The sequence below is a fragment of the Haloplanus rubicundus genome, assembly GCF_003342675.1.
GTDB classification, from domain to species: Archaea; Halobacteriota; Halobacteria; order Halobacteriales; family Haloferacaceae; genus Haloplanus; species Haloplanus rubicundus.
The window spans coordinates 3218127-3236038 of the sequence record NZ_CP031148.1; the positions used below are offsets into that span (position 1 = coordinate 3218127).

A 17912-nucleotide genomic window follows, 5' to 3' on the forward strand; every position below is an offset into this window, starting at 1 on the left:
CGACGAGATAGCGGGTCGACTCCTAAAGGTGGCTCGGGTGGCGACGGTGGTCAACCGTACCGGGACGCGTCGTCCTCGTCCTCGACGACGGGGCAGTTCCGGACGCGAAAGCTGTCGGCGTCGACCACCTCGACGATGGTCGTTCCCTCGTGGGAACAGGTCGCCTCCGGAGGATCGGAGAAATGCGGGCACCGCTGGCAGAAGTCGCGTTTCGGGACGACGTGTTCGTCAGACTCGGGGGCCGCTTCGGCCCGGGAACCGAGGCCGACCCCCTCCTCCGGCCCCGTCTCTCCCTCCGCGAACGACTCCCAGACGGCCTCGTCGTCCACGTGGTCGACCTCGACTGGCTCGAAGAGGTCGTCGTCCGGCAGGTCGGCCCCATCGTCCGACTCGCGGGCCTCCCGGCGGGCGCGCACCTCGCGCGCGAGTTCGCCGAGGGGGGCGTCGTCGGAGGCCGCCTCGTCGTCGGCCGTCGCCTCGGACGCGTCCGACTCGAACGGGGCGGTCGGCTCGTCCGCCGACTCGTCAGTCATCCGACCCTCCCCCGGCGCCGAACGCGTCGGCCAAGTCGTCGAGCGCGTCGTCCCGGCCGTCGGTCAGCGCCGGCCGGTCGCCGGTGCGGAGCGTCGCGCTCCCGAAAAAGCCCGTCGCGGATTCGAACTCGACGAACGTCGCCTCGCAGTGGGGGCAGTTGGGGCGGGCGAGAAGCCCCAGATCGACCGTCGCCGAACAGTCGGCACAGGCCGCCGTGCGCTCGCCGTGACGGTTCGCCGCCGTCCGGAGGTCGTCGACGGCCCGTCGGTCGTGTTCGGCGGCGGTGACGCGCCGAACCTCGGCGCGGAGGTCGACCACCGCCCCGGTCAGGGTCTCGACGGAGTCGTCCAGGTCGTCGGTCACGTCGGTGAGATACTCGAGGATCTCCTCGTAGTTCTCGAACCCGCGGTCGAGGCGGTCGTCGAGGGCGTCGACGCGCGATTTGGCGTCCGCAGCGGCGCGGACGGCCTCGTCGACGCGGTCTTCGAGGTCCGGGTGTCCGTGATCACGGGGCGCCTTGGCGTCGGTCTCGCGTTTGATCTGGACGACGCGGTCGCGCACGTCGTCGATCTTGTGATCGAGGTCGTCCTCGACCGCGGCGACGCGGTCGGCCAGCGCCTCGAACTCGTCGAGGGCGTCCGGATCGTCGGCGTCGGCGTCGAGCAGTCGATAGAGCGCCGCGGCGCGCGCGAGGATGGCCTCTGGCTCGGCGTCCCGTTCGGCCGCCTTCCGCTCGACCCAGTCCCGCAACTCGGTCGGGAAGGCCTCTGACTGCTCGCCTGCCATGCTGTAGGCGCCTTACCGCCGACGGCATAAGTATTGGTCGACCGATTATCTTATCTGATCTTGCGGACGCCGCTCACGTCGAAGCCCCCCTCGTGGACCTCCGTCTCGAAGCGGATGATGTTCTCCGCCTCGATTCTGGAGAGGACGCCCCGGAACTCCTTGACGAACATCGTCCGGGCGCGTTTCGAGCCGCCGCTCTCCCACTCGAACTGGAGAGTCCCCGAGGCGGCGTCCATCAGGTGGCCGAGCTCCGTCGGCCCCAGCGTCTCGTCCTGCACCAACAGGAGGATCAGCCCGCCCCAGTCGTACGCCGCCTTCTGAATCCCCTTCATCAGGAGCGCGATGTCGCTCCAGTTCATGTCGTCGCTGACGGCGGCGACGAGGTCGGTGATGGAGTCGACGACGACGAGGTTGCCCGCGGCGTGCGCGCCGAGGTAGTCCGCGAGCGCCCCGAGCGCGCTCTCCCGGCGCTCCTCGGCCGCCAGGTCGCTCACCGTCCGCGTCTCGCCGGCGTACCACTCGCGGGGAATCGGGCTCAGCTGGAAGTATTCGGGTGAGAGGTCCCGGAACTGAACGTGGTCGACGGCCGTCCGAACGAGGTCCGTCTCCATGGTGTAGGCCATCTCGCGTTCGAGTTGGTCGCGACCGGCGGTGAAGGAGACGTAGTGCACTTCAGCCGGCGGCTCGGACGCCGCAGCAAGGTCGCCGTAGTGGAGGTCGAAGGCCTCGCTGTCGCCGTAGTAGAGCCCGTTCATCGCGGCACTCGTGTGGACGAACTCGCGAGCGCCCGCCCCGGCTTCGCCGCTCAGGAGGACGACGCTTCCCGGTGGTGCGCCGCCGCCGACGATGGAGTCGAGGCGGGCGATACCGAAGGGAATCCGGGCCATGGGCGCTCTACGGTCGACCGTGGGTTAGTCGTTGCGGCGCTCGGCGTCGACGAGCGCACCACGGTTGCGCCCCTCGGCGACGAGCACCCGCCCGTCGACGCCGGCCGCGTCGAGGGCCGCCCGGCCTGCCTCCCGCGCCGCCCCCGACCGCTCGGCGTCGGTCACGCCGTACGCCGCCGGCCCCCACGACGACTGCCCGGCCCCGTAGACGGCTGGCGAGTCGTCGAGCGCCGCGACGAGTTCGCCCGCCGGCGGCCGGTAGACGCCGCCCTGTTCGTCGGCGTACCACGTCCCGTTGAGCCGGCCGACTTCGGCGACGGCGGCGCCGAAGCGCTCGGCCGAGCCCTCCGTGATCGCCGGCAGAACCCGGCGGGCGATCACCCCAGCCAGCCGGTCGCTCGGCGTCGGCGGTGCCGACTCCACCACGGAGCGCATGCTCCGATCCTCGTCGTCGCCGCTCGGCCCCGCGGGGGCGTCGGGGACGACGACGAGGAACCGCCAGTCGTCGGGGATCGGATGGCGGGCCGCCACCGGCGGCACCGACCACTCGCCGACCGCGGGGCGGGACGTGGTGAACCGCGCCGTCGGGTGGCCGGCGTCGAGGACGAACCCGCCGTTCCCGAAGGTGGCGACGCCGACGCCCGAGCGCCCGCCCCGCCCCAACTCCGGCGCCAACGCGCGGGTGTCGACCGATTCGTCGTGTGCCCGCGCGACGGCGACGAGCGTCGCGAGCGCGAACTGCGTCCCGCTCCCGAGACCGACGTGTCTGGGAAACTCGCCCTCGACGGCCAGGTCGGCGCCGGCGACGTCGAGCAGGTCGACGGATCGAACCGCGTACTCGCGGACCGTCGGGTGCGCACAAGACACCGCGTCGGCCGGCGTCGCCGTGACGCGGATCGACGGGCGGTCGAGGCCGACGCCCAGGCTCCCGTAGAGTCGTTCGCGCGCGAGGCTCAGGTTGCAGAAGCCGAAGTGGAGCCGCGCGTACGCCGTGACGCTGGCGCGAGTCATGCCTCAGTCAGCCCGAACCCGGCATCGGACAGAGGCTCGCGGTGAAGACGGCCACCGCGTCGGTGTCGTTGCGGGCGCCGTGGACGACGCCGCGGTCGTGGGGGACGACGCCGGGCGCCGCGATGGCTTCCTCCTCGTCTCCCTGAATCACCGTCACCGTTCCCTGCAGGACGTGAAAGACGTTCGTGCTGTCGCCGTGTTCGTGCGGGCTCAGTTCGGCGCCGGGACCCAGCGCGAACGCCTTCACCAGTACGTCGTCGCTGACGACCAACTCGGCCGTCAGCACCTCCTCGTCGTCCGGATCGAGCGTCTCCAGTACGTCGAGTGCCATACCCGAGAGTTGGCCGGCGGCGCCTTAACGGTGCGGCTTCGGGAGCGGTCGGCCCCACGGCGGCGCCGGCGGCCGTGACTCGTACGGATTATTGTAACTGTGTCCCGGTGAATCGCCGAGACAGTCCGGTGATCCACCGGTACTGACGTACAATAAAGCGTATCAGGCCAACTCCTCGGCCACCATGTCGACCCCGAACAGGTCGGGGTCCATCGCGAGGTCGGTCTGTCCGCGAGCGAAGTTCGGGAGCGAGTCGTGGCTGTAGACGACGACGCGAACGTCGGGGTTGCGGTCCTTGACGACCGAGATTGCCGTCGCCTCGTCGAGGTCCGTGAGCACGAACAGGTCGGCGTCGTCGATGCCGGCGTCGTCGAGGACCGGTGCGGTGAGGACGCCCTCGACGCGGGTCACGTCGATGCCCTGCACTTCGAGGGCGGTGCCGAGGCCGTCCCGGTCCGGGCCGGCGAGGATGGCTCGGGTCACTACTCGTACTCGATGGTTGCGGGTGGTTTGTGCGTCACGTCGTAGACGACCCGCGCGACGTCGTCGTTCTCGCCCGTGATCCGGCTCTGGATGCGCTGGAGCGTCTCCCACGGGAGGTCCTGAGCGCGGGCGGTCATGCCGTCGCGGCTCTCGACGGAGCGCACGGAGACGACCCAGCCGTGCACCCGGTTGTCGCCTTTCACGCCCGTCGCCTTGCCGATGACGGCCGCGAACGCCTGCCACGGGTCGTGTTCTTCGACCTCCTCCTCGACGACGTGACACGCCTCGCGTGCCACGTCCAGCTTCTCCTCGGTCACCTCGCCGATGATGCGGACGGCGAGACCGGGACCGGGGAAGGGCATCCGCTCGGACACCACCTCCTCCAGATCCAGCGCCCGCGCCACCTCGCGCACCTCGTCCTTGTAGAGGTCGCGGACGGGTTCGACGATACCCTCGAAGTCGATCACCTCGGGGAGCCCGCCGACGTTGTGGTGGGATTTGATGTTCCCCTCGCTCTCGATGCGGTCGGGGTAGATGGTTCCCTGTACGAGGTAGTCGGCGTCGGCCTCCTTCGCTTCGCGTTCGAACTCGCGGATGAACCCCTCGCCGATGACGTGGCGTTTCTCCTCGGGGTCGGTGACGCCGGAGAGGGCGTCGAGGAAGCGGTCCTTGGCGTCGACGATCCGGAGGCTGTCCATGAACGCGAACGTCTCCCGGATTCCTTCGGTCTCACCTTTGCGCATCAGCCCGGTGTCGACGTAGACGGGGGTGAGCTGGTCGCCGATGGCGCGGTAGGCAAGCGCGGCCGCGACCGAGGAGTCGACGCCCCCGGAGAGCGCGATGATGGCGTTTTTGTCGCCGATCTCGTCGGCGATCTCGGCCGTCGCCTCGTCGATGAACGCGTCGGTGTCGACCATCAGATCTCCACCTCCCGCCCTTCGTCGACCCGTTCGAGCGTCGCTTCGACGAAGCCGACGAACGGTGGGCTCGCGCGGTCGGGACGGGACCGGAACTCGGGGTGGAACTGCGTCCCGAGGAAGTACGGGTGGTCGTCGAGTTCGACGATTTCCATGCGGTTACCCGCGCGCCCGGAGAACGTGAGGCTACCGGCTTCGAGATCGTCGATGTACTCGGGGTTGACCTCGTAGCGGTGGCGGTGGCGTTCGGTACACGAGTCGGCGCCGTACACCTCGTGAGCGAGCGTGTCCGGCCGGATCTCGGTGTCGTGGGCGCCGAGTCGCATCGTCCCACCGAGATCCTCCAGGTCGTACTGCTCGGGCAGGAGGTCGATCACGGGATACGGCGTCTCCTCGTCGATTTCGGCGGAGTGGGCGCCCTCCAGCCCGAGGACGTTCCGCGCGTACTCGACGACGGCCATCTGGAAGCCGAGACAGAGACCGAGGAAGGGCACGTCGTTCTCGCGGGCGTAGCGGATCGCCTCGATCTTTCCTTCGGCGCCGCGGGAGCCGAAGCCGCCGGGGACGACCACCGCGTCCGCCTCGCGGAGGCGTTCGGTGTGGTGGTCGCGCATCTCGTCGGCGTCGACCCAGAGGACGTTCACCTCGACTTCCGTGTGGATGCCCGCGTGTTTCAGCGCCTCGTGGATCGACATGTACGCGTCCTCGAGGGCGTACTTGCCGACCAGCGCCACGTCGATTTCGCCCGTCCGCTCCCGGGTGACGAGTTCGCGCCACTGGCTGTCCCGCTCCGCCTTCGGGAGCGCCTCCCCCGCGATGTTCAACTGTTCCATCACGTACTCGTCTAGCCCCTCCTCCTCGACCATCAGGGGGACGTGGTAGATGTCCTCGACGTCGGGGTTGGAGAAGACGGCGTCGGTGGGCACGTCACAGAACAGCGCGATCTTTTCTTTGGTGTCGGGGTCGAGGCGGTCCTCACAGCGGCCGACCAGTACGTCGGGCTGGAGGCCGATGGAACGCAGTTCCTTCACGCTGTGCTGGGTCGGTTTGGTCTTCTGTTCGCCGTTTTTCGAGTAGGGAACGAGCGTCACGTGCGCGAAGAGCACGTCCTCGTCGTCCTCCTCGTGGGAGAACTGCCGGAGCGCTTCGAGGTAGGGCATCCCCTCGATGTCGCCGACGGTGCCGCCGACTTCGATGAGACACACGTCGGTCCCCTCGGCCGCCTCGCGGATGCGACGCTTGATGTCGTCGGTGATGTGGGGGATGATCTGGACCGTGTTGCCCAGGTAGTCGCCCGCCCGCTCCTTCTCGATGACGTGTTTGTACGTCTTCCCCGTCGTGACGTTGTGGTCGAACGTCATGTCCGTCCCGAGGAAGCGCTCGTAGTTGCCGAGGTCGAGGTCGACCTCGCCCCCGTCTTTCAGCACGTACACCTCCCCGTGCTGGTAGGGGTTCATCGTCCCCGCGTCAACGTTGAGGTAGGGGTCGATCTTTACGGCGGTCACGTCGAAGCCCGCGTTCGACAGGAGGCGGCCGGTGCTCGCGGCCGTGATCCCCTTGCCGAGCCCGGACATGACACCTCCCGTTACGAAAACGAACTTCCGACCCAGCTCCGGGTCGTACCCTGTCTCGGGTTCCGTCGGCATAACGACCCTGCGCGAGCGCGCATGAAAATCGTTTCGCCTGGGCGGTCGGCGTGCGCCCGGGTTGCACGCGACGAGCCGAACCGCAGGCTTCGAGTCCGCGGCCCCCGTCGAGGCGGTATGGACGTTCCACGACTCGGCTTCGGTACGTACCGACTGACCGACCCGGAGGAGTGTGCAAGCGCCGTCCGAACCGCGCTGGAGACGGGCTACCGGCACGTCGACACCGCCGAATACTACGAGAACGAGGCCGCCGTCGGCGAGGGTATCGCCGCGAGCGACGTGGACCGCGCGGACGTGTTCCTCGCGTCGAAGGTGTGGCGCGACCGCCTCGCACGCGACGACTTCCTCGAGAGCGCGCGCGAACGGGTCGACCTGCTCGGCGTCGATACCCTCGACCTGCTCTACGTTCACTGGCCGATGGACACGTACGACCCGGAGGAGACGCTCGCGGCGCTCGTCGAAGCCCGCGAGACGGGGTTGACCAGCGGGATTGGCCTCAGCAACTTCACGCCCACACAGCTGGACGAGGCCATCGACCACCTCGGCGAACCGCCGCTGGCCCACCAAGTCGAACTTCATCCCCTGCTCCAGCAGGACGAACTCCGCGACCACGCCGACTGCCACGGCTATCAGCTGGTGGCGTACGCGCCCATCGCGCGCAACGCCGTCGCGGACGTGCCCGAGATTCGCGACGTGGCGGCGAAACACGACGCGACGCCCGCACAGGTGTCGCTCGCGTGGGTGCTCGCGAAGGGCGTCGTCCCCATCCCGAAGGCGGGGACGCCGGCACACGTCCGCGAGAACTACGGCGCGCTCGACCTGACGCTGGACGACGAGGACGTGGCCCGCATCGACGGCATCGAGCGGGAGGAGCGGATCGTCGACTTCCCGAACGCCCCCTGGAAGTGAGCGGGTCCCGCCGGGCCGGTTCGGCGGGAATCGACGACGACTGCCGAGACGCCCGACGAGCGCGTGGGACGGCGACGACGGCCGTCGTCCGGCACTTCGTCATGCTTTTCACTACCCACACCAAGGTTCGAGCATGAGCGCGGACGACAAATATCCCGAAGAGAGCGGCCGGCGGCGGTTCGTGAAAGGCGTCGTCGGTGGCTCGGCGCTCGCCGGCGTGGGCGCCCTCGGGACGGTCACCGTCAACAGCGCGACCGCCTCACCCGGTGCCGGTGGCGGGAGCACCCAGGCGTGGGCAATCGAGAACACCGGCGGGCCGGCGCCCCGCGGGATGCCCCAGATCCCCATCGAAATCGACTCGGAGGGGTACATCAAGGGCGTCTGGCCGGACGTCGAGACCGTCACGCAGGGCGGCCGGCAGGTCCAGATCGCCGAGATGGATATCGGCGGCTCCACGTACTCCTCCGAGTGGTTCCAGTACTGCGGCGTCGAGGGGTACGCGGGCATCCAGCCCGGCTACGAGAGCGACAACTACTTCCGATCCGGAGCGGCCCCGGCCTACGACTGGCAGTCCGGAAGCAAGGAGGAGGGCGACCGCTTCCACGTCGACGACTTCAGCGACTACGAGGAGTGGGGCAACGGCATCGGCACTGCGGGCACCGGGAAACCCGCGAGCGGCCGGTGGCGCTCCGAGGACGCCGAGGACGTCATCCCGATCCAGCTCCTCCGAAGTGCGCGCATCGAGGAGGCCGCACAGGACAACGAGTGGCTCCAGGCCAGCACCGACCAGGGCTTCATCGCCTGGCTCAACAAGTGTACGCACTTCTGCTGTGTGCCGGGGTACAAGCAGTCCGCGGACGCCGCCCGATTCGGCAACGCCAACGGCGTCTACTGCCAGTGCCACCAGTCGATCTACGACCCGTTCAGCCTCGTCCAGACGCTGTTCATCGCGCGGCCGCGCCCCGACTAATACTGTCGGCTGTAACTGTTTCAAGACATTCGCCACCCCAGGTGGCGAATGTCTTGATTGACTTACAGCCGACAGTATGACGAGTTCCGTTTTCACTGCCGCCCGCCGCTGACCGGCGGGAACAAGGCGAGTTCGTCGCCCGCTTCGAGCGTCGTCTCCAGGCCGTCGCCCGAGCGCACGTTCTCTCCGTTGCGGAGGACGTTGATGTGGTCGGCCACGTCCCCCGCGTCGTCGAGGACGCGCTCCCGGAGGGCGGGTCGGGCGTCGAACAGTTCGTCGAGGGCGTCGCCGACCGTCGCGCCGGGGTCGACGTCGACACGAATCTCCCGGTCACCGGCCACCTCCGCGAGGTCAGCGAACAGCTTCCACTGCATGGGTACGTCTCGCGCCCCGTCGGTCAAAGGAGTTGCGTCTACGCCTCCGGCGGCCGACTTCGGGCGTCGAGACGGCGGTACGTCTCGGGGCGGGCGACGACGTACACCGCGTCGCCGGCGGCGAGCGTCCGGTCGTCGGGCAGGTCGTCCACGCTCCCGTCCGCGCCGGTGACGGCGACGACGGTGGCGGCGAGTTCCTCGACTGCCGCCCCCACGAGGTCGCTACCCTCCGCGACGCGGACGACGTACATCGTCTCCTCGGCGGCCCGGAGGAGGGAGGCGAACTCGCGTTCGGCCTGCGGTTCGGCCGGCAACGTCACCAGTCGGTACGTCGACGCCGCGTCGAGTCGCGCTGCCTCCTCCTCCGCCACGGCGAGGGTCGCCACGTCGTCGACGTGGGCGCGGAGTTCCGCGGTCAGCACGCGTTCGGGGGCGGCGTCCGTCCGCCACACCTGCACGCGGTCACCCGGGCTGGCGGCGTTGGCGGGGTCGGCCCGCACCGCGACGGCGACGGTGCCGGGAGAGAGCGTCGGGCCGATGCCCGTCGCCCGGCTCCCCAGCGCGAGATACTCGACGGTGCCGTCGGGCGCGAGTTCCACGTCGACGTGGCCCACGTCGTAGTCGTCCTGCAGTCGGGTGACGAGCCGTGCTTCCAGCTCCGCGACGGTCAATCGCCGGGGGAAGATCAGCGTCTTGCCCGCGAGCGTCTCCTTCGTCGCGGGGGCGACGGGGTCGTACCCTTCCATGTCCTCGATGTCGTCGACGTCCTGGGGAAGGGTCACGTCGGTGATCCGGCCGACCGAGCGGACGATTCGACTCACCTCCACGTCGAGTTCCTTCGCGCCGGTGACGGCGAACACGTCGGTCACGACCCGGTCGCCGACGAGGCGGCCGACGGGGGCGGCGGCGGCGCCGACGCCGAGGGCGAGGACGTTGAAGACGATGCGTTCGAGCGAGAAGATGTCCGTCTCGCCGACGAGGAGGTCGGTGAACACCCCGACCGTGTTGAGTGCCACCGCGACGACCGAGAGGCCGAGCAGGACGGACAGCCACAGCGGCAGGCGGAGTTTGGTGTACCAGCGGTAGCCGAGGGCGGCGACGGCGCTCACGAGGGCGGCACCGACGCCGAACGCGAGCAGTTGCGTGAGGACGCGGAGGACGGACGGGTCGACCGCGGGCACGGACACCTGCAGGGGCATCACGCGACCGCCTCCCGGAACGCGGTGACGGCGTCGTACGAGCCGACGACGAACAGGTCGTCGCCCGCGTCGAGTGCCTGCGAGCCACGGGGGGCGAACTGCCAGCGCCCCGCGTGGCGGACGGCGAGGACCGTCACGCCGTAGGCGTCACGGAGGGCCGCGTCGCCGATGGTCGTCCCGGCGAGGGGTGCGCCCTCGCGGAGGGTCACCTTCCGAATCCGGTTGCCGGCCCGTCGGAGGAGCGAGAGGAGTTCGTACTCGCGGCGCGTCCCGCGGGACTGGATGCTGAGGCGCTCGACGGTCGACCCGAGCAACGACGAGGCCTGTCCGGTGTCGACGGCGACGGTCACGCGGCCGTCGCCGCCGTCGGCGACGGGGAGCGACGGGGTGGCCGCGGGGTCGGGCGCCGGCTCGGTCCCACCGTCGGTGACGTCGGCCGTCCGCTCGGCCGCGCGGTCACTCCGGAGGCTGAGCACCTCCCCGCGGTAGGTTCGGTCCGGCGTGGCGAGGGCGATTTCGTCGCCGCGGGCGGTGCCAGTGGGGAGGAGCGCGCGCACCGAGACGCCGCGCTTGCCGGCGGGGACGCGCTTCGAGAGGCCGCCGAGCGGCGGGGCGGCGTTCACCGTCGCCCGCGCGCGCTCGTCGAGGGTCACCGCCACGTCGGCGAGGTCGAACTCCGTGCGGAGGCGGTCGGCCACCCGTCCCTCCAGTTCGACCACGGGGACGTCGGCGGGGAAGGTGGCGGTCCACTCGCGAATCTCGCGTCGGAGGTCCGCGGGGACGGCCGGATACCCCTCCATGTCGCCCACGTCGCCCGAGACGCGCACCGCCACCTGACCGCGGCCACCGACGAGTTCGATCACGTCAGTCGAGAGGGTGCGGTCGGTGAGTCGCCGCAGGGAGAGTTTCCGTGGGAACTCCGCGCCCATCTTGTCGCCGGCGTTGTGCGCGTACAGCGAGAGCATCAGGACGACGATGACGGCGACGCTCAGGCGAACCTGATTGGCAGACTGCGTGAACGTGGGGTCGTTCAGCGCCAGCAGCCCGCCGTTGACGCCGGCGATGGCGACGGAGAGGACGACGACACCGAACGCGGGCACCGTGACACCGGTAACGTACTTGAACACGAAGCCGAACGCCCACGACACCAGCGCCGGGACGATGCCCGTCAGGATACCGAGATAGAGGCCGAACAGCACTTCGACCGGAAAGGAAGCCATAACCGGCCCACGATACGGAGCCCTAAACCGCTACCGGGACGAGCCCTTTATCAGTCCCGTCCGCGAGTGCGTAGCCATGGCCGCGAGTCGGAGTGATCGGTTTCTCGGGGTCCGTGCGGCCGTGGGGTTGACGCTCCTCGCCGGCGCGCTCTCGATGGTGACGGGCATCGTCCACATGGGGTCGCCGACGGGGCGGCCGCTCGTCCCCTTCGTCCCGCCGGTGGCGCGAGCCACCGCCGGCTTCACCGGTACGCTCACCGGCTTCCTGTTGCTCGGGAGCGCGCTCGGCCTCCGGCGGGGGCTGCGCGCAGCCTGGTACTCGACGCTCTGCCTGCTCGTCGTTTCGGCCGGACAGGGGCTGGTGCAGGCGAGCGAGACCTCGATCCCGCTGGTGGTGCTGTCGGTGCTCGCGCTGCCCGCGGTGGCGCTCAACCGCCGGCGGTTCGACCGCTCGGTCGACTTCTCGGCGACGCAACTGGCCGCCATACTCGCACTCTCCGGCTCACAGGTGTACATCACGACCGGCGCGTACGCCCTCCGCGAGGAGTTCGGCGGCATCAGCACGCTCGTCGACGCCGTCTACTTCGCCATCGTCACCTCCAGTACCGTCGGCTACGGCGACATCACGCCCCAGACGGCGGTGGCGCGGCTGTTCGGCATCTCCGCGCTCGTCGTCGGCACGGCGAGTTTCGCCATCGCCCTCGGTGTCCTGCTCACCCCCGCCATCGAAGCCCGACTCGTGAAGGCACTCGGAAAAATGACACAATCGGAACTCGACTTACTCGACGACCACATCCTCGTGCTCGGTTACGGCGACCTGACCGAGGCGATCATCCAGGAACTGGGCGACAAAGCACCCTTCCTCGTCGTCGTCCCGGACGGCGACGTGGCTCGGCGGCTGAGCGAACGCGGCGTCGACACGCTCACCGGCGACACGAGCGACGAGGCGACGCTGCGGCGGGTCCACGTCGAGGAAGCCCGCGCCGTCGTCGCCGCGACGAACGACGACGCGGCGGACGCACTCGCCATCCTGACGGTCCGACACCTCGCGCCCGACACCCACATCGTCGCGGCGGCGACCCACCGCGAGAACGTGGACAAACTGCGACGGGCGGGCGCGGACACGGTCATCAGCCCCGCGAGCATCGGCGGACACCTCCTCGTCGAGTCGGCGCTCGGGGGACAGGACGTCGACACCGAAGCCGTAGCGGATCGGCTGCTCGACGAAATCTAGGGCCGCCCGCGGTCCACCACGGCCACATCACAGGCCACGTCGTGTAACCGCTCGAAGGTGGGCGGCGAGACGAACCGCGAGGCCCGGGATCGGTCGCCGGAGGAGCCGACGATCAACAGGTCGTACGCGTCGGCGTTGGCGCCGATGAAGTCGGTGACTTCGCTCCGGGCCACCCGCGTCTCCACGTCCACGTCCACCGTCTCGGCGAGGTTGGCCAGCCGCGACTCGGCGCTCCGGCGTTCTACCTCGGCGTCGATGCAGGTACAGACGCTCACGGTGCCGCTCCCGCCGGCCAGCCGGGCCGCGAAATCCAGCATCGCGTGGGCGGTGTCGCCGGGGCGGGCCACCGTCACCAGAATCCGCCGCCAACGGCGTTGGCCCGTCGTCGAGCGGAAGGCGATGGCGTCGAACCGGCCCTCGAAGATTCCGCGGACGTACGGCGAGAGGAGGCCACGGTCCTCCTCGTACGGCGTGACCACGAGATCACAGTTCGTGTTCGTCGCCGTCTCCACCGTCGTCGGCACCGGCGACCCGCGCGCGACGACGACTTCGCAGGGGACGCCCGCGCGGGTGCGGACTCGGCGGGCGGTCGCTTCCAGTCGGGCGGCAGTCTCCGAGGCGGCGGCGTCGAGGGCCGGGTCGCCGTCGGCGTCGCCGTCTTCGGCACCACCCGTCTCGTCGAGCACCGCCAGCAGCACCACCTTCCCGGCGTCGTGGGCGGCGGCGAGCGTCGCGCCGAACAGCGCCGTCGTCGTCGCGCGCTCGCCGTCGCCGCGCATCGGGACGAGGACGTGGTCGTCGCCCTGTGCGGTGTCGTAGAGATACTGCGCCCGGCGCTCGTAGAAGCGGTCGCGCCAGACGGAGAAGACGAGGGCGACGAGGGCGCCGAAGACGGCGACGCTCGTGACGTACGCCTCGGGCGACGCGTCGTCGGTGACGAGGACGAGCAGCGCCGTCGAGAACGCGGCCGGCTCCTCCACGTCGAGCAGCCACGTCGCGGCGCCGGTGAGGAAAATGGAGAGGGCGGCGCTCGCGGGGGAGACGACGGCGGTACCGGGGAGCAGGGGCGTCGAGAGGCCGAGCGCCGCCCAGCCACAGCACGCGCCGACGACGAGGCCGACGACGAACTTCCGGGGCGAGGCGTAGCGGCCCTCGGGATCGGAGAAGAGCGTGTAGGCGCCGGAGGCGAGTGGGGGAAAGAGGAGAAAGGAGAGTTCGGTCAGGGCGTTCGAGACGAAGGTGACGACGCCGATGAGCAGGGGCACCGCCACCAGCACCGTCAGGTGGAGGAGGTTGCCGGTGTGCTGGAGCCAGCGGCCGAAGGCGGCGAGTTCGCGCCGCTCGAACCGGCGGAGCCGGCGGACGACGGCGACCAGCCGGGCGAGCACCCCCTCGAACATCCTACCCGAGCGTCGCCGCGGCGTCGAGCGCCAGCCCGATCATCCGCTCGACGTTGTCGCGGGCCTTCGGTGGGAGTTCGTCCTCGGTGGCGTCGCCCGTTCCCTTCTGGGTCCCCTCGACGAGGTTGCCGTCGACGGTGCAGATGGCGCCGGCCCGCAGTCCCTTCCGCCGGGCGAGGGTGAAGAGCGCGGCCGCCTCCATCTCCACCGCGAGCAGACCCGCCGCCTCCCAGTCGGCGACGTACTCCTCGGTCTCGGCGTAGAACGCGTCGTCGGTGACGACCGAGCCGACGTGGACGGCCTCGTCGTTCGCCTCGCTCGCGTCGACGAGCGCCCGGACGACGTCGAAGTCGGCGGCGGCCGGATATTCGACCCGCTCGTAGCGCTTGGTCGTCCCCTCCTCTTTCGCGGCGGCGGTGGCGACGACCATGTCGCCGATCTCCATCCCGGCCTGGAGCGCGCCGGTCGTCCCCGGTCGGATGACCGTCTCGACGCCGACGGCCGCGAGTTCTTCGAGCGCGATGGCCGCGGAGGGGGACCCGACGCCCGTCGAACAGATGGTGAGCGGGACGCCGTCGTACTCGGCGTCGACGAGGTGGTACTCGCGGTTGGACGCGAGTTGTTCGGCACGGTCGCACTGCGCCGCGATGCGCTCGACGCGTCCCGGGTCACCGGGAAGCAGCGCCACGTCGCGTACGTCGCCCTCGTCGACCCGCAGGTGCGGCTGGAGTGTCATGGTAGTCCCACGCCCCGCCGGGGAGAAAACAGTCCCGGCTGGCGGGACGGAGTTGGAACGAAATTCGGTGAACGTTCGGTCCGCCTCCGGCCGCGGTTCGGTAACATCTCGGAAAATCGTCATATGTGTCTCGGGGCTCCGTACAGTTGCATGACGGAGTCAGATGGCAGTCAGGCGGGATGGATCGAATCGATGATCAGCGACCTTCGCGGCGAGTCGGCGGCGTCGCGGCGGACGTTCCTCCGGCGGTCGGCGGCCGCGGGCGCCGGCGCGCTGGCGCTCTCGGTTGCGGGGTCGAACGCCGCCCTGGCCCACGAAATCGACGACGAGGACGCCAGCGACGTGGACGTGTTGAACTTCGCGCTCACGCTCGAACACCTCGAACACGCGTTCTACCGCGACGGCCTCGAACGGTTCGGGGAACACGAGTTCCGGAGCGCGCGGACGCTCCAGGGGCTCGCCTACCGGATGCGGAAGGACATCCGGCCGAACTTCGAGACGATCCGTGACCACGAGAAGACCCACGTCGACACGCTGACGACGGCGTTTCACGTCCTGCAGGCCATCGGTCTCGGCTTCCTGACCTGGGTCACCTGGGACTGAGGGCGAAACGGTGTCCCGACGCGTCGCTCAACCGCCCGTTTGACTCACCGCAGGTTCCAACACGTTGGCCGCCGAGACTGGTGTCATGTCCCCGAATCGGCGGCAGTTTCTCGCGGCCGGCGCGACGGCCGGCCTCCTCACCCTCTCAGGCTGTCTCGACGCCCTCGACGGCGGCGACGGCCCGGACGACGGTGACCGCCGCCTCCAACTCGTTCTCTCCGACGTCGCCACGCCCCTCCGTTCCGGCTACGTGATCGAATTCGACGACACCGAACGGCCGCGGGACGGCGAGGCGTTCGAAGCGGCGCTCGCGGGCGAGTCGTACACCACTCGGGGCCGGACGCCCTTCGGTTCCCGGCCCGACGACCCGACGTACGCCCGTCACGAGGGGACGTACTACCGCCTCGGCTCGGCCGTCGTGAACGAACGCGCGGTCACGCATCCGGTGGTTCGCCTGTCGGCGGTGGCCGACGCCGGCGCGTCGGACGCCCCCGACGCTGTGGTGGCCGAGACCTTCTCCGAGGCCGACCAGCGGGTCGTCCACGTCGCCCACATGGCCGCCCGCGCACGGGGCAACGAGGGCGGCGTGCCGTGGGGGCTGGTCCGACGCGGCGGCTACGTCTTCCGCGACGACGACGCCGCGTCGGAGAGCCAACTCGTTGGCGCGGACGCCCCGTCTCACGTCGTCTACCACGACACCGTGTTCGAACTCGACGTGCGCCGAGAGCGGTTCCACGAAGCCGTCTACCGCGCGACGGTCGACCCGGTCGCGGAGTCGCCCGAGCGCATGGAGGCCATCCTCCGGGCGAAATTCGTCGACGCCCGCCTCTCCGGCGACGACCTGTCGGGACAGCCCCGGTCGATACTGCGGGACGCGAGGGGTGAGGGGTACGCGGAGACCCATCCCTACTCCGAGCCGTACCGACAGGTTCTGACCGGACTTCACGCCCGCGCCTACCTCGACGGCGACATCGAGAAGGACGCGTACGTCGAGGAGCCCGGCGCCGGGATGGCGCTGTACGACGGGTCGTACTACCGCTACCGGCTCCGATTCCTCACGCGCTAGGCGACGGCGAACAGCAGGACGTTGTGCGCGCCCGGGCCCAGCCCCACGGCGGCGACGAACCCGAGCAGGAGCCGGCCCTGCGTCGGGTCCTCGCGGACCATGTCGGTCAGCGCGGCGACCACCACCGCGGCGACGGCGAGTTTCACGAGGACGAACAGCCACCCGCTCCCGATCAGGGAGGCGGTGGGCAGCGACGCCGCGAATTCGATGATGAGCGCGGAGAGCGGGGTGCGTTCGCCGAAGCCGAGGAGGTCGATGCCGACGGCGGTGGAGACGCCGTCGAGGGCGTGGCCGGCGACGGCGAGGGCGCCGACGCGGCCGGTCAGGGTCACGTCGGGGTAGCGGCGGCGGAGGAGCGCCCACGTCGCCGCGGCGGCGACGGCGGAGAGGAAAAGGATGGCGAGCGAGGGGAGGAGGCGGAGCGACCGGCGACCGGCGCCGACGCCGAGGACGGCGGCGACGACGGGCACGAGGGCGACGAGGCCGACGCCGCCGAGGAGGCGGGGCGTCTCGCCGGTCGCCAGGGTCGCAGAACCGAGCCACGTCGCCGCGGCGACGACGGCGACGGAGAGGTAGACGGCGGGGGTGCCCGCCAGCGGGCGCACGGCGGACGGGAGGGCGTCGACGACGTAGAGCACGTGGAGGGCGGAGCCGAGGACCATCCACGGCGCGAACGCGAGGACGACGCCGTCGGTGACGGGTGGCCGCCGACGGACGAGGAGGGCGCCGACGACGCCGAGGGCGACGAGGAGGGCGAACAGGTAGGGAAGCGGCGGGAGCGCGAAGCCCTCGGGGAGCACGGCCATGGTTCATGCGTGGAGAGTCGGCGGGAAAGCCTTACGCTCCGACGACGTGATACGGATTATTGTAACTGTGTACCGGTGGTTCGCCGGATCATCTCGGCGAACCACCGGTAATGACTTACAATGAACCGTACGAGTGAGTGACATGGACCGAGCCGACTTCGCCGCGCGCATCGACCACACCGTCCTCGGACCGGAGACGACGCCGGCCGACGCCCGACGCGTCGTCGCGGCGGCGGCCGAACACGGCATGAACGCCTGCGTCCCGCCGTGTTACGTGTCGGAAGTCGTCGGCGAGGCGCCCGACGTGACCGTGATGACCGTCGTCGGCTTCCCCCACGGGCAGCACGCCCCCGAGGTGAAACGCGAGGAGGCGGTGGCGGCGTGGGAGGACGGGGCCGACGAACTCGACGTGGTGGTGAACGTGGGGCGGATCCGAGCCGGCGAGCTGGGGGCGGTGATCGACGAACTCTCCGAACTCGTCGCCGCCGTGCCGGTGCCGGTGAAGGTCATCGTCGAGGCGCCGCTGCTGACGGACGCGGAGAAGCGACGGGTGGCGGAGGCGGCCGTCGACGCCGACGCGGACTACCTGAAGACGGGAACCGGCTTCGCCGGCCCGGCCACCGTCGAGGACGTGGCGCTGCTCGCGGAGTACCTGCCGGTGAAGGCGAGCGGCGGTATCGGGAGCTACGAGGCGGCGACGACGATGCTGGATGCGGGTGCCGTCCGGATCGGCGCGTCGGCTGGCGTCGACATCGTCGAGGGATTCGAGGGGTAGCTGCCGCGTCGGCGGACCGTTCCGC

20 protein-coding genes are annotated in these 17912 nt (G+C 70.2%); 6 read left to right on the top strand and 14 right to left on the bottom strand.

The genetic code is table 11. The annotated features are described in order from the left end of the window. Positions 1–50 precede the first annotated feature (50 nt). The 8 genes from DU484_RS17640 to pyrG all read right to left on the bottom strand — a co-directional run bounded on the left by DU484_RS17640 (position 51) and on the right by pyrG (position 6595). Positions 51–533, bottom strand: coding sequence for a hypothetical protein (locus DU484_RS17640; protein ID WP_114606583.1), 483 nt, complete (start codon positions 531–533; stop codon positions 51–53). Further along, positions 526–1320 carry a hypothetical protein gene (locus DU484_RS17645; protein ID WP_114584213.1) on the bottom strand — a complete coding sequence of 265 codons (795 nt, stop codon included), beginning with the start codon at positions 1318–1320 and terminating at the stop codon, positions 526–528. Before DU484_RS17645 ends, DU484_RS17640 begins: the two co-directional genes overlap by 8 nt. Positions 1321–1370: 50 nt before the next feature. Further along, positions 1371–2207 carry an RAD55 family ATPase gene (locus tag DU484_RS17650; RefSeq protein WP_114584214.1) on the bottom strand — a complete coding sequence of 279 codons (837 nt, stop codon included), beginning with the start codon at positions 2205–2207 and terminating at the stop codon, positions 1371–1373. Positions 2208–2231: 24 nt separating this feature from the next. Continuing rightward, positions 2232–3218, bottom strand: a complete 987-nt coding sequence (locus tag DU484_RS17655; protein WP_114584215.1) for a beta-ribofuranosylaminobenzene 5'-phosphate synthase family protein — start codon at positions 3216–3218, stop codon at positions 2232–2234. 7 nt (positions 3219–3225) lie between these two features. Continuing rightward, complete coding sequence (locus tag DU484_RS17660) at positions 3226–3549, bottom strand: cupin domain-containing protein (RefSeq protein WP_114606584.1); 324 nt, start codon at positions 3547–3549, stop codon at positions 3226–3228. A 162-nt stretch (positions 3550–3711) separates the two neighbouring features. Continuing rightward, entirely contained in the window at positions 3712–4032 is a 321-nt protein-coding gene (locus DU484_RS17665; protein ID WP_114606585.1) for a DUF7126 family protein, read from the bottom strand. After that, positions 4032–4949, bottom strand: coding sequence for a glutamine-hydrolyzing GMP synthase (guaA, locus tag DU484_RS17670; RefSeq protein WP_114584218.1), 918 nt, complete (start codon positions 4947–4949; stop codon positions 4032–4034). The genes DU484_RS17665 and guaA overlap by 1 nt, the downstream gene beginning before the upstream one ends. After that, a complete protein-coding gene (gene pyrG / locus DU484_RS17675) occupies positions 4949–6595 on the bottom strand; it encodes a glutamine hydrolyzing CTP synthase (RefSeq protein ID WP_114606586.1) in 1647 nt (548 codons plus the stop codon). The genes guaA and pyrG overlap by 1 nt, the downstream gene beginning before the upstream one ends. Positions 6596–6712: 117 nt before the next feature. Here pyrG and DU484_RS17680 point away from each other — a divergent pair, with 117 nt between their 5' ends. Together DU484_RS17680 and DU484_RS17685 are read left to right on the top strand one after the other, a co-directional pair. Continuing rightward, positions 6713–7504, top strand: a complete 792-nt coding sequence (locus DU484_RS17680; protein ID WP_114606587.1) for an aldo/keto reductase — start codon at positions 6713–6715, stop codon at positions 7502–7504. Between the two features lie 133 nt (positions 7505–7637). Continuing rightward, a complete protein-coding gene (locus DU484_RS17685) occupies positions 7638–8474 on the top strand; it encodes a Rieske (2Fe-2S) protein (protein ID WP_114584221.1) in 837 nt (278 codons plus the stop codon). Between the two features lie 92 nt (positions 8475–8566). Here the strand turns inward: DU484_RS17685 and DU484_RS17690 are convergent, their stop codons facing one another. From DU484_RS17690 to DU484_RS17700, 3 genes are read right to left on the bottom strand one after another with little or no spacing between them, the layout of a single operon-like run. Beyond that, on the bottom strand, positions 8567–8848 hold the full coding sequence (locus tag DU484_RS17690; RefSeq protein ID WP_114584222.1) for a ubiquitin-like small modifier protein 1: 282 nt from the start codon (positions 8846–8848) through the stop codon (positions 8567–8569). Between the two features lie 38 nt (positions 8849–8886). Continuing rightward, positions 8887–10047, bottom strand: coding sequence for a TrkA C-terminal domain-containing protein (locus DU484_RS17695; protein WP_114606588.1), 1161 nt, complete (start codon positions 10045–10047; stop codon positions 8887–8889). Then, a complete protein-coding gene (locus DU484_RS17700; RefSeq protein ID WP_114606589.1) occupies positions 10047–11267 on the bottom strand; it encodes a potassium channel family protein in 1221 nt (406 codons plus the stop codon). Before DU484_RS17700 ends, DU484_RS17695 begins: the two co-directional genes overlap by 1 nt. A gap of 76 nt (positions 11268–11343) precedes the next feature. Here DU484_RS17700 and DU484_RS17705 point away from each other — a divergent pair, with 76 nt between their 5' ends. Further along, the gene (locus DU484_RS17705; protein WP_114606590.1) at positions 11344–12501 is read left to right on the top strand and encodes an NAD-binding protein; all 1158 of its coding nucleotides are present in this window, start codon (positions 11344–11346) and stop codon (positions 12499–12501) included. On the opposite strand, the gene DU484_RS17710 is transcribed toward DU484_RS17705, so the two are convergent. Both DU484_RS17710 and DU484_RS17715 read right to left on the bottom strand, forming a co-directional pair. Further along, on the bottom strand, positions 12498–13901 hold the full coding sequence (locus tag DU484_RS17710) for a universal stress protein (RefSeq protein ID WP_114584226.1): 1404 nt from the start codon (positions 13899–13901) through the stop codon (positions 12498–12500). The genes DU484_RS17705 and DU484_RS17710 overlap by 4 nt on opposite strands. Before the next feature lies 1 nt (position 13902). Beyond that, on the bottom strand, positions 13903–14637 hold the full coding sequence (locus DU484_RS17715) for a nucleoside phosphorylase (protein ID WP_114584227.1): 735 nt from the start codon (positions 14635–14637) through the stop codon (positions 13903–13905). A 150-nt stretch (positions 14638–14787) separates the two neighbouring features. Between DU484_RS17715 and DU484_RS17720 the strand changes: the two genes are divergently transcribed. Both DU484_RS17720 and DU484_RS17725 read left to right on the top strand, forming a co-directional pair. Then, complete coding sequence (locus tag DU484_RS17720; protein WP_157969591.1) at positions 14788–15240, top strand: ferritin-like domain-containing protein; 453 nt, start codon at positions 14788–14790, stop codon at positions 15238–15240. An 85-nt stretch (positions 15241–15325) separates the two neighbouring features. Then, positions 15326–16306, top strand: a complete 981-nt coding sequence (locus DU484_RS17725; RefSeq protein ID WP_114606592.1) for a hypothetical protein — start codon at positions 15326–15328, stop codon at positions 16304–16306. On the opposite strand, the gene DU484_RS17730 is transcribed toward DU484_RS17725, so the two are convergent. Continuing rightward, on the bottom strand, positions 16303–17112 hold the full coding sequence (locus DU484_RS17730) for a DUF63 family protein (protein ID WP_114584230.1): 810 nt from the start codon (positions 17110–17112) through the stop codon (positions 16303–16305). The two genes, DU484_RS17725 and DU484_RS17730, sit on opposite strands and share 4 nt — an antisense overlap. Positions 17113–17254: 142 nt before the next feature. On the opposite strand from DU484_RS17730, the gene deoC reads away from it, so the two are divergent. Continuing rightward, positions 17255–17887, top strand: coding sequence for a deoxyribose-phosphate aldolase (gene deoC / locus DU484_RS17735; RefSeq protein WP_114584231.1), 633 nt, complete (start codon positions 17255–17257; stop codon positions 17885–17887). Positions 17888–17912 lie beyond the last annotated feature (25 nt).

Bases quoted from the DNA above. Each gene is read 5' to 3' on its own strand.
- DU484_RS17645 (WP_114584213.1), bottom strand. From the start codon at position 1,320: ATGGCAGGCGAGCAGTCAGAGGCCTTCCCGACCGAGTTGCGGGACTGG.
- DU484_RS17690 (WP_114584222.1), bottom strand. From the start codon at position 8,848: ATGCAGTGGAAGCTGTTCGCTGACCTCGCGGAGGTGGCCGGTGACCGG.
- DU484_RS17705 (WP_114606590.1), top strand. From the start codon at position 11,344: ATGGCCGCGAGTCGGAGTGATCGGTTTCTCGGGGTCCGTGCGGCCGTG.
- DU484_RS17695 (WP_114606588.1), bottom strand. From the start codon at position 10,047: ATGCCCCTGCAGGTGTCCGTGCCCGCGGTCGACCCGTCCGTCCTCCGC.
- DU484_RS17650 (WP_114584214.1), bottom strand. From the start codon at position 2,207: ATGGCCCGGATTCCCTTCGGTATCGCCCGCCTCGACTCCATCGTCGGC.
- DU484_RS17730 (WP_114584230.1), bottom strand. From the start codon at position 17,112: ATGGCCGTGCTCCCCGAGGGCTTCGCGCTCCCGCCGCTTCCCTACCTG.
- DU484_RS17660 (WP_114606584.1), bottom strand. From the start codon at position 3,549: ATGGCACTCGACGTACTGGAGACGCTCGATCCGGACGACGAGGAGGTG.
- pyrG (WP_114606586.1), bottom strand. From the start codon at position 6,595: ATGCCGACGGAACCCGAGACAGGGTACGACCCGGAGCTGGGTCGGAAG.
- guaA (WP_114584218.1), bottom strand. From the start codon at position 4,949: ATGGTCGACACCGACGCGTTCATCGACGAGGCGACGGCCGAGATCGCC.
- DU484_RS17715 (WP_114584227.1), bottom strand. From the start codon at position 14,637: ATGACACTCCAGCCGCACCTGCGGGTCGACGAGGGCGACGTACGCGAC.
- DU484_RS17655 (WP_114584215.1), bottom strand. From the start codon at position 3,218: ATGACTCGCGCCAGCGTCACGGCGTACGCGCGGCTCCACTTCGGCTTC.
- deoC (WP_114584231.1), top strand. From the start codon at position 17,255: ATGGACCGAGCCGACTTCGCCGCGCGCATCGACCACACCGTCCTCGGA.
- DU484_RS17725 (WP_114606592.1), top strand. From the start codon at position 15,326: ATGTCCCCGAATCGGCGGCAGTTTCTCGCGGCCGGCGCGACGGCCGGC.
- DU484_RS17710 (WP_114584226.1), bottom strand. From the start codon at position 13,901: ATGTTCGAGGGGGTGCTCGCCCGGCTGGTCGCCGTCGTCCGCCGGCTC.
- DU484_RS17680 (WP_114606587.1), top strand. From the start codon at position 6,713: ATGGACGTTCCACGACTCGGCTTCGGTACGTACCGACTGACCGACCCG.
- DU484_RS17640 (WP_114606583.1), bottom strand. From the start codon at position 533: ATGACTGACGAGTCGGCGGACGAGCCGACCGCCCCGTTCGAGTCGGAC.
- DU484_RS17720 (WP_157969591.1), top strand. From the start codon at position 14,788: ATGACGGAGTCAGATGGCAGTCAGGCGGGATGGATCGAATCGATGATC.
- DU484_RS17700 (WP_114606589.1), bottom strand. From the start codon at position 11,267: ATGGCTTCCTTTCCGGTCGAAGTGCTGTTCGGCCTCTATCTCGGTATC.
- DU484_RS17685 (WP_114584221.1), top strand. From the start codon at position 7,638: ATGAGCGCGGACGACAAATATCCCGAAGAGAGCGGCCGGCGGCGGTTC.